The following is a 9,271-nucleotide window of genomic DNA, read 5'->3' as shown; positions in this document are numbered from 1 at the left end:
GGCTCTGCGCGTTGTGCTTGATACAAAGCCTGTGCTGCATGTGCCGTTTACACCCGCCGAACTGGCTTCAGCCAGCGACGCTGAGCTTGAAGCGCGGGGAAGGGAAATCAGGGAAGCCCTGCTTGCCGGGCAGGATGTTGTGGCGGAGATTGTTGAAGTTGACGATCCCGATCTTTCCAGAGGCGGCATACTGGCCAGCCGATTGGCAGTTGCGCTGCACGAAGCCCTTGAGGTTTCGGGCGGCCTTGTGGCCACAGGGGGCGAAACCGCGGCCATGCTGATGGCCCGGGCGGGCATACACGGCATACAGCTTGTAACAGAAGTGGAAAGCGGTGTTCCCGTCGGTTTAACCTTGGGGCAGCATACTCTGCCTGTTATCACCAAAGCGGGTTCGTTCGGCTCGGAGCACACTCTCTCCCGATGCCTTGAATATATACGCGCGGCAAATCAAAAAGGAGAATTGGCTTGAATCTTCCCATTGTAGCCATCACTATGGGCGATGCCTCCGGCATTGGGCCAGAAATTATCGTCAAGGCTTTGGCTCGCCCGGAAATTGCTTCCTGGGCCAGAATTCTTGTAGTGGGAGATGCGGAGCGCCTGCGCGAAGCCGTGAAAATTACTGGCAGCAAAATCACGGTCAATGCTCTTGCTAACCCTGATGAAGCCCGTTACGCGGCTGACGCCATTGACTGCATTGATGTTCCTGTCATTCCCAAGGGGCATCCTTTCGGTGTGGTTTCAGCGGCATCTGGCGAAGGAGCATTTCAGTTTATAAAAAAAGCAGTCGAGCTTGTGCTGGCGGGTAAAGCACAGGCCATTTGCACGGCCCCGTTGAACAAAGAAGCGTTGCACGCCGCAGGGCATATGTTTCCTGGGCACACTGAGATGCTGGCTCACCTTACGGGCACACCTGAAGTCTCAATGATGCTCATGACGCCCACCTTGCGGGTTGTACACGTTACGACCCACCTCGGGCTCATTGACGCAGTTAATAAAATAGAGCCCGCCCTTGTGGAGCGCACCATCGCCAGAGCGCACGATACCCTTGTCAGCTCTGGAATTGCCAATCCGCGCATAGCGGTCTGCGCCATCAACCCGCATGCAGGTGAAAATGGACTGTTTGGCAACGGCGAAGAAGAAACCAAGATTGTCCCCGCAGTAAAGGCCACTCAGGCCAAGGGGTGGAATGTGGAAGGTCCGCTGCCGGCAGACACGCTTTTCTTCCGCGCCGGGCGAGGAGACTTCGACGTCGTGATAGCTATGTATCACGATCAGGGGCATGGTCCCATCAAGGTGATGGGCATTGCCGATGGCGTGAACATCACCATCGGGCTGCCTGTGATTCGCACGTCAGTGGACCACGGAACCGCCTTTGATATAGCTGGAAAGGGCATTGCCAGTGAAGACAGCCTTATTGAGGCTGTGCGTCAGGCAGCCGTGCTGAGCGCCCGGTAAGACCTTTCGGCCCGGTAGTACAGTTAGCGTAAAAATCCCCGATTCCGGCTAGTGCCGGGCTCGGGGATTTTTTGCTTTGAATTTTTCACAAAAGACGTCTTCACCGGGGTGAGCACAAAAATAAAAACTCTTCAGCTATACCCTGAATGCCCGGTTCAGGCGCTACCAAGGCGGAGAATTTTCATCAGCGCGTTGCATTGAATTTCCGTATTCAGGCGCGAACAGGCGTGGCGTAATTTGTTCCAGAGCTGCTTAACTCCGGAGAGGCGCGGTACTATGCGCAGGCGTTCTGCACTGGGCGAATGCCTTCGCCTGCTGTAATACCAAGCTTTTTGCTGCTTATGGGCTCAAAAACAAAATGGACTGGCTTGTCCCACGTTTTGTCGCAATACAGGTACAGAACCTTGACGAAAAGCCTGTCTGCCCCGCAACGAACTTCTACCCATTGACCGCACGTAAACAGGGTTGCTTCATCGATCGGCGGTACAAAGTCATCTGTTGTGCCAAGAAGGTGCCCAGTTTTATCATCATAAGGAAGAATATTTCCTTCGGCCCACACAGCGCGTCTGTCCAGCGTCACATGGCCTTCGCGTTCTCGGTGTGAATAAAACGTCGCTGTCCACGGCTCGGTTTTAGCATGGCGTACCAGCACTTTATCGAAAGGTTTCAGTTTCATCCGCGTGCCTTTTTTCAAAAGGGTGTACTTGAAGGTCAATCAGTTGGTCCAACCTTGCTACAGCGAGGAGGCGCTTAAGAAGCCCCGAGTGCATCTGTATACGCAGATTATTTTCGCAAGAGAATAAGCCGTTCTTTACTGCCCTGAACGCTGAAACACGTACATTTTCGTTTGGCCCGGTAAAGGGCGCTACGTCGAGCGTCAGAAACAGTACTTGTGGGGCGGGTGCCGTGAACTCTAGGGGGAAAATGCTGCGCGAAGATATTTCATACTCGTGCAGTCTCATCTTTCAAGCGAAAGGCAGATTGGTCTCACTGGCAACTGTGTTTGAAGGCAGTGAGAAATCAGCATCTATTTTCGCTGGTACCCGTGTTCATGTTCCCACAAAAAACTGACAAGCGCGTGCCCGTCTTGCGAGGATTTTCGCTGTAGCTGCGTATGTTTTGCCGACTATCAGGTCAGCAGAAAATGCACAACTGTTTAGCATGATTTATAAACCAATCGAAAATCTGGTTGATGCGACGGTGTTGTTTCAAGAAGGATGGTTGCATTCGCATGACAGCCAGGAGACTGCAATGGCGTCAGGTAAAACAAAATGAGTTTTACGCTGTGGGCTAAAAAGGCAAGGCACTATTGGGTCATGCCAGTTCGCGTAAAGCCAGCAAAGCTCCTGAGACGAAAAGCAGCCAGACCAGAAGCCGGCGGAATTGCACATCGGTCAACCGCCGGAAAACAGCGATACCGATTTGTGAGGAAATAAGCGTTGCAGGCAGGGCAATTGCTATGAACAACAGGGTCTGTTGCGAGTAGTACCCGTGCCAGGCGAAGAAAGCTATTGTAATGCCAAGAATGGTTACATTGTAAGGGCGAAGTACGGCGCTGGTTTCACCCTTGGACCACGGCTGCATTGCGCACCACATTGTGGGCAGCACGCCCGAGAGTGAAGCCGCGCCACCAAGGATTCCACCAAGAAAGCCAATGGTGGCGTCAGCAACAGGCATTTGCCGATCAATTTGTGGCAACGAGCGGCGTAGTGCAAAAAAGGCTCCATAAAGCAGCATGAACCCCGCAATGGCCAGTTTAAGCCCTTGAGCATTAATAAGGTTCAACGCTGCCGAGCCCAGCGGTATCCCGATCAATGCTGGCAGAATAAACCGTGGAAGGCGGGTTGTTCCATTTCCCAGGTCATGACGGATCAGCCACAAGCTCTGAAGTCCGCTAAGCACAGACATGACAGCCACAATGGAAACAGCCTGCCACGGCGGCATTATTTGCAGCCAGATACCCAGTGAAAGCAGGGCAGTGCCAAACCCGGCCAATCCATTGATAAAGCCGCCACAAGCAGCGCCAGCCAGCAAAGGAATGAGGAAATCAATGGGCATATACAGCCGCGCCTTCATGAATGCCGTGTGAAAATAAACCCTGACGGGTGACCTGTTTGAATGGGCGGAATATGATGGAGATGGATTCTGATGTCAACGTAGTGACAGATGCAGGCGTTAGAATATTTCAGAAATGAAATACGTGTGAGGATACAGCTATTCGCCAATAAGCTGGGTGTGTGGGAGAACCGTTAGATTATGTTAGCCTTGAGAGAGCTTAAATGTTCTACCCCTGCATGAGGGGCCAACGCGACTTGGATTCTGGCACAATTGCATTTTGGGCAGAATGTGAGCTTTGAAATGTGAAGTCTTTCAAAATTGGTCTGCTCTTGAGCCTGCGTTTATCGCCGAGCTGTAGGTTTTGCCGGTTGGCTGGCGGCTTTAATCTTTGTGCTAGATAGTATGGTGGGGCAACTCCTGGACCACGGATATTGTTGCCCCCATAGTTGCCCCCAAAAAAAGTGTAGGCTGTCGCGGCACAAGGAAACATTGATAGATGTAAAACAAGCGGTAAATGAACAAAAAAGAAGGTTTCATGAACGCTTATGAGCGTTTATTAAACCTTCTAATCATTCTTTGTGGTGGAGAGGGAGAGATCCGAACTCTCGGTACATTATTAATGTGCACACGATTTCCAATCGTGGAACAGCATTAATGGTGTCAATGTTTATCCAGTATACACGCCATGAAATGGTAATAAGAGGTAGGCAAATGACCCTATCTCCCACTCAATCACGAATGAAATCACGAATAGCGTTGTCCTACTCCAATCTCCCTCCCCCACCCATTTCAGCCCGTCCGGGCACTTTAATCCACTAGTGAGAATAGTCGAGACCACAGTGTTCTATGTATCTGACCTGACAAGATCCACTCAGTAATGTCAAAATAATGATACCGCTTGATATATAGTAAATTCCCACTCAAAGCACATCCACATTGTGGATCTTCCAATTTAGGCGTGTAAACATGATTTTTGCTATTAAAAATACGTATCCCAATAGAAATTTTGTTTTTAAAATTCAGTTTATGAAATCTTTGTAAATGGCTGTATTCGCATCCATCGCGATCACAAAATTTAATAAAAATAGGGGTGTTTCTCTCCATAGATTCTTTAAGCCGTTGCATCCTACGATTCCACTTGTCTAGGGCTTCTTGTCTAGTTTTGTAGTGCATAAAGTGGATTTCGATACCATTTGGAAGTATCCCTATTGGATAGCCCGGCGTTGTTTGTATATATCTGGAATTATCAGTAAATGTTACAGTCAAATTTATACAATTTTCAAAATTTTCCAAAAATTTTATATAGCATTCAGGGAAAAGGAACAGGCCAACAAATGGTGTGTTGTAGGGTCTGCCAATATTACCATACAAAGAATATCCCCAGCAGTTATTTGAAATTAGAATAAATTTTGCATTTTTTAGCCGACGTCTCTCAAAGCGGTTTGTAATGTAAGTATTGCAACTATGAATGCGCCGAGAAATCCCGCGTACTATGCGTTTGATATTCATTCTTACCTGTCTGAAAATATACGTTATGGTAGTGAAATTGTTATCTTTAGTTTTGAACTCTAGTTTGTGTCAATCTTTTTATATTTACAGTGTTGGAGCATTAAACAAGCCTTGCCATCACATCCCTCACGAAAAAGCCGCCCATCTCTGAGCGGCCCAACTTGACAGATTTCGCAATTTGGCAATTATCCCACACTCGGCAGTTCCGGACACGGCGTTAGTTCGCCCGCCATTCCAGGCGAGCCGGGTTGTGACGGCAGATCGCGCAATGCGTTGCGGTATGCTTTGATTTCTCCCGCTTTCTCGGTGCTGATCGGAAAATCTGGCAATACGTATTTATCGGTTTCGTATAGCCTCCAGTCACGGACCATTCGCAGTTGGACCAGCAGTTCTTCTGCTGTGAGTGGAGGCAGTGTTTCCGTAAATCCATCAGGCAATGGCCCATATTCGTCGATGGTGTGGGGGGGGCGACCAATGAAGCTTTTTTTGCCTTTATGATTTTCAACCTGCGTCCAAGTGTCATTCACACGGCGGGTTATTTTGCCCGGCTCCCCTGTGATTTTGTCCATGCACGAGCGTGCGGGCAGCACATTAGAGCGACGGAAATATACCTCCACGACCTTGGGGTTGATACCGAGGCCGTAGCTCTTTTTGACTCTACCACACAAAAAATCACACATAATAATGATCAGGGCAAAGAAAAAGGGATTACTGTTATTCAGTAACCCCTTGAAATATGGCGGAGAGGGAGAGATTCGAACTCTCGGTACGCTATTAACGTACACACGATTTCCAATCGTGCTCCTTCGACCAGCTCGGACACCTCTCCGCATTGCTTTGTCGTGCAAAGCCGAACCTGTATATGGCATATGCACAGAGAAGGCAAGAGAAAAATGGTAAAATTATGTGCTAATTCCGCTCAATCATTTGTCACTTGCCCGAAGATTCCTCTTCAGGCGGCGTTTTCTCGCTATCAGCTTTTTTTTCATTCCTCCGCCGGAGGGGTGGCAGGCGAAAGCCCATTCAACAGATGCCGCCGCCAGTTTTGACCAGCATCCAGAAGAGGCCGCCCACAACAGCCACAGTCAGCAAGATTTTTGTCAGCATTGCCTAATCCTGCTTTGGATGGTCTCTCTTTTTGCGTTCCTCGTCCGTCCGTTTTTTTTCAATCCTGGCCGAACGGTAAAAAACCCAGAGCCCCAAGGCTGAGATTACAGTGATAGCTAATGCGTTGAGCGTCAGGTTGCCCATAATTCATCACCCTTAGGCGGTCGCGCCCACCTTGCTGAAACCGCTGTCGACATAGAGAATCTGTCCCGTCACGGCATGGGCGAGATCAGAAGCCAGGAAGGCCGCCACACCGCCAACATCGGCGGTGGTCACGTTGCGCCGCAACGGCGAATTGCTTTCCACCATGTTGAAGATGTCCTTGAGGCTGGACACGGCAGAAGCTGCCAGCGTTTTGATGGGGCCAGCGCTGATGGCGTTGACGCGCACGCCCTTGGGGCCAAGATCATAGGCCAGATAGCGTACAGAAGCTTCCAGAGCGGCCTTGGCGACACCCATAACGTTATAGCCGGGGATAACCTGCGTGGACCCATGATAGGTCATGGTCAGCACAGAGGCGTCTTCAGTAAACAGCGGCTCAAAAGCGCGGCACAGCCCGGTAAGGGAATAGGCCGAAACTTCAAGGGCAAGCTTGAATCCGTCCCGCGAGGTATCTACAAAACGGCCACAAAGGTCATCCCGGTTGGCAAATGCCACGGAGTGTACCAGAATGTCCAGATCGCCCCATTTTTCCTTAACAATGGCTGCGGCATTTTCAATCTGCGTGTCGTCACAGACATCGCACTGGAACGTGAATTCTCCGCCCAGTTCTTCGCTCAGAGGTTCCACGCGCTTTTTGATTGCGTCGCCCACATAGTTAAAGGCAAGGCGCGCGCCTTGGGCCTTGAGAGCGGCGGCAACGCCGTAAGCGATACTTCTATTGTTGGCTAATCCCATTATAAGGGCTTTCTTTCCTTGCAGCAGCATGGGTCCTCCTAGGAGAATGCGGGCCAGCCATGACCGGCATAAGGTTGTTTTTCACCGCTTTTCGTCTGGAAGCGGAGCGGTTGTAATAAATACTGTTGCGGAAGCGTCTGTGCGGTACAGTTGTCCGCTTATGCGTTCCGGATGTGCGTGATATTGTTGTTTTTGGGGCAAATCGTCATGTCAGCATGCCAAGTGTCTTGCTGTGGCGGTTTCCTTGGAGCAGCCCTTCAGTGCGCATGCTATGGCAAAAACAATGCATGGCCCCAGCTTTATTGTACGCGCAGAAATGAAGACCCTGCGCGGGACAAAGACCTGTCGGCTGGCGCGACGCCATAAAAAACGGCGCGCCAGCAGCAAGTTTATTTTGTAAGAATTTCGTAGGCTTCTTTGTATTTGTCAGCCGTGGCTTTAATGATGTCTTCGGGCAGTGGCGGCGGCGGCGGCTGCATGTTCCAGGGCTGTTTTTTCAGCCAGTCGCGCAGGTACTGCTTGTCAAAGCTGGGCTGTCCCTGGCCGGGCTTGTATTGATCGGCGGGCCAGAAGCGTGAAGAGTCCGGCGTGAGCACTTCATCAATGAGGTACAGTTCGCCGTCAATCATGCCGAATTCAAATTTGGTATCGGCCACGATGATGCCACGGCCAGCAGCGTAAGTGCGGCCAGCTTCATAGATAGCCAGCGAAGTTTCTTCAACTTTGCGGGCCATGTCTTCGCCCAGAAGGCGGGCAGCTGCGGCAACGCTGATGTTTTCGTCATGTTCCCCCAGCTCCGCCTTGGTGGAGGGGGTGAAGATGGCGGGTTCAAGCTTGTCGGATTCGCGCAGGTTGGCAGGCAAGGTGTAGCCGCACAGGGAACCTGTGGCCTGATAATCTTTCCAGCCGGATCCGGTGATGTAGCCGCGCACAATGCATTCCACTGGCAACGGGCTGGCCTTGCGCACCAGAACGGCGCGGCCTTCAAGCTCGTCTTTCCACGGGGCCAGTGCAGCAGGAAAACGGTTTACATCGCTTTCGATCAGATGGTTGGGAATAATATGCTTGAACTTGTCCATCCAGAAAAGAGTGATCTGGTTCAGAATCACGCCTTTGTAAGGAATTGGTTCGTCCATTATCACGTCAAAGGCCGACATGCGGTCTGTGGTGACAATGAGCAGGGTTTTTTCGTCCACGTTATAGATGTCGCGAACCTTCCCGCGAGAGAGCAGGGGATAGGCGCTGATATCTGTCTTGACCACAACTTTCATGAGGGCTCCTGATACTGTCAGCCGGATTATTTTTTTGCGCGTGCTTCCACGCTGCGGGCGTGCGCCTCAAGCCCTTCCATACGGGCAAGAGCGGCGATGGCCTGCATATTTTGTTGCAAAAATGTCGATGAGGCGGCAACAATGCTGGTTTTTTTGCAGAAGGTCTGCACCGAAAGGGCTGAAGAAAAACGTGCTGTGCCCAGGGTGGGCAGCACGTGGTTCGGTCCTGCAAAGTAGTCGCCCACAGCTTCGGGGCTGTGCTGGCCCATAAAGACGGCCCCTGCATGGCGGATGTAGGGCAGTACCGCCCACGGGTCGCGCGTGCAGATTTCCAGATGCTCCGGCGCCACCATATTGGCCACAGCAATGGCCACGCTCAGGTTGGGAGTAACCACGATGGCTCCCCATTCTTCAAGCGAGCGGGCTGCGGTGGTGGCTCTGGGCAGGGCCATGCACTGCTTGTCCAGTTCCTGACGGACATTTTCTGCCAGACGCGGGTCGTCGGTGACGCAGATGGCAGAAGCAAGAGTGTCATGCTCTGCCTGAGAAAGCATGTCTGCCGCGATCCATGCGGGATTGGCGGAAGAATCTGCCAGAATGAGAACCTCGCTGGGGCCAGCGATCATGTCGATGCCGACCATGCCTTGAACCAGGCGCTTGGCTGTAGTCACAAAGATATTGCCAGGACCGGCAATGACATCCACCGGGGCGATGCTTTCCGTGCCCGAGGCCAGGGCGGCAATGGACCATGCCCCGCCAACCCGGTAAACTTCTTCAATATCAAGCAGATGGGCGGCGGCCAGAATATGCGGGTTGACGCTGCCGTCTTTGCGCGGTGGGGTGCAAATGGCAAGGCGGGGCACGCCAGCTACCTGCGCAGGAATCGCGCACATAAGCAGGCTGGAGATCAGGGGGGTGTTGCCGCCCTGGCCTCCGGGAACATAAAGCCCCGCAGCGTCCATTGGCAGAACGTG

General features: G+C 51.7%; 9 protein-coding genes and 1 tRNA gene. 2 read left to right on the top strand and 8 right to left on the bottom strand.

Annotated features, from left to right (window positions below):
* Together QM579_RS11050 and pdxA are read left to right on the top strand one after the other, a co-directional pair.
* The coding region (locus QM579_RS11050) for a nucleotide-binding domain containing protein (protein WP_414999199.1) at positions 1-469 on the top strand (469 nt) is incomplete at its 5' end.
* Positions 466-1,455, top strand: a complete 990-nt coding sequence (gene pdxA / locus QM579_RS11045) for a 4-hydroxythreonine-4-phosphate dehydrogenase PdxA (RefSeq protein ID WP_414999198.1) — start codon at positions 466-468, stop codon at positions 1,453-1,455. The genes QM579_RS11050 and pdxA, both read left to right, overlap by 4 nt.
* Positions 1,456-1,729: 274 nt before the next feature.
* Here the strand turns inward: pdxA and QM579_RS11040 are convergent, their stop codons facing one another.
* The 8 genes from QM579_RS11040 to hisD all read right to left on the bottom strand — a co-directional run.
* Positions 1,730-2,149, bottom strand: a complete 420-nt coding sequence (locus tag QM579_RS11040) for a hypothetical protein (RefSeq protein ID WP_414999197.1) — start codon at positions 2,147-2,149, stop codon at positions 1,730-1,732.
* Between the two features lie 620 nt (positions 2,150-2,769).
* Entirely contained in the window at positions 2,770-3,513 is a 744-nt protein-coding gene (locus QM579_RS11035) for a sulfite exporter TauE/SafE family protein (RefSeq protein WP_414999196.1), read from the bottom strand.
* 807 nt (positions 3,514-4,320) lie between these two features.
* Positions 4,321-5,022, bottom strand: coding sequence for a DUF1919 domain-containing protein (locus QM579_RS11030; RefSeq protein ID WP_414999195.1), 702 nt, complete (start codon positions 5,020-5,022; stop codon positions 4,321-4,323).
* A 185-nt stretch (positions 5,023-5,207) separates the two neighbouring features.
* Complete coding sequence (locus QM579_RS11025; RefSeq protein ID WP_414999194.1) at positions 5,208-5,591, bottom strand: phage tail assembly chaperone; 384 nt, start codon at positions 5,589-5,591, stop codon at positions 5,208-5,210.
* 168 nt (positions 5,592-5,759) lie between these two features.
* Positions 5,760-5,851: transfer RNA gene (locus QM579_RS11020), tRNA-Ser, on the bottom strand.
* 434 nt (positions 5,852-6,285) lie between these two features.
* Positions 6,286-7,056, bottom strand: a complete 771-nt coding sequence (locus QM579_RS11015) for an enoyl-ACP reductase (protein WP_414999193.1) — start codon at positions 7,054-7,056, stop codon at positions 6,286-6,288.
* 359 nt (positions 7,057-7,415) lie between these two features.
* Positions 7,416-8,297, bottom strand: a complete 882-nt coding sequence (locus tag QM579_RS11010; RefSeq protein WP_414999192.1) for a phosphoribosylaminoimidazolesuccinocarboxamide synthase — start codon at positions 8,295-8,297, stop codon at positions 7,416-7,418.
* A 26-nt stretch (positions 8,298-8,323) separates the two neighbouring features.
* The coding region (gene hisD / locus QM579_RS11005) for a histidinol dehydrogenase (RefSeq protein WP_414999191.1) at positions 8,324-9,271 on the bottom strand (948 nt) is incomplete at its 5' end.

Source organism: Desulfovibrio sp., assembly GCF_047607245.1.
Classification (GTDB): Bacteria; Desulfobacterota; Desulfovibrionia; order Desulfovibrionales; family Desulfovibrionaceae; genus Desulfovibrio.
The sequence above is the reverse complement of the archived record's forward strand: the minus strand, read 5'-3'. Positions and strand labels throughout refer to the sequence as shown.

Coding starts and splice junctions, on each gene's coding strand:
- QM579_RS11035 (WP_414999196.1), bottom strand. CDS start 3,513: ATGCCCATTGATTTCCTCATTCCTTTGCTGGCTGGCGCTGCTTGTGGC.
- QM579_RS11030 (WP_414999195.1), bottom strand. CDS start 5,022: ATGAATATCAAACGCATAGTACGCGGGATTTCTCGGCGCATTCATAGT.
- QM579_RS11025 (WP_414999194.1), bottom strand. CDS start 5,591: ATGGACAAAATCACAGGGGAGCCGGGCAAAATAACCCGCCGTGTGAAT.
- QM579_RS11015 (WP_414999193.1), bottom strand. CDS start 7,056: ATGCTGCTGCAAGGAAAGAAAGCCCTTATAATGGGATTAGCCAACAAT.
- QM579_RS11010 (WP_414999192.1), bottom strand. CDS start 8,297: ATGAAAGTTGTGGTCAAGACAGATATCAGCGCCTATCCCCTGCTCTCT.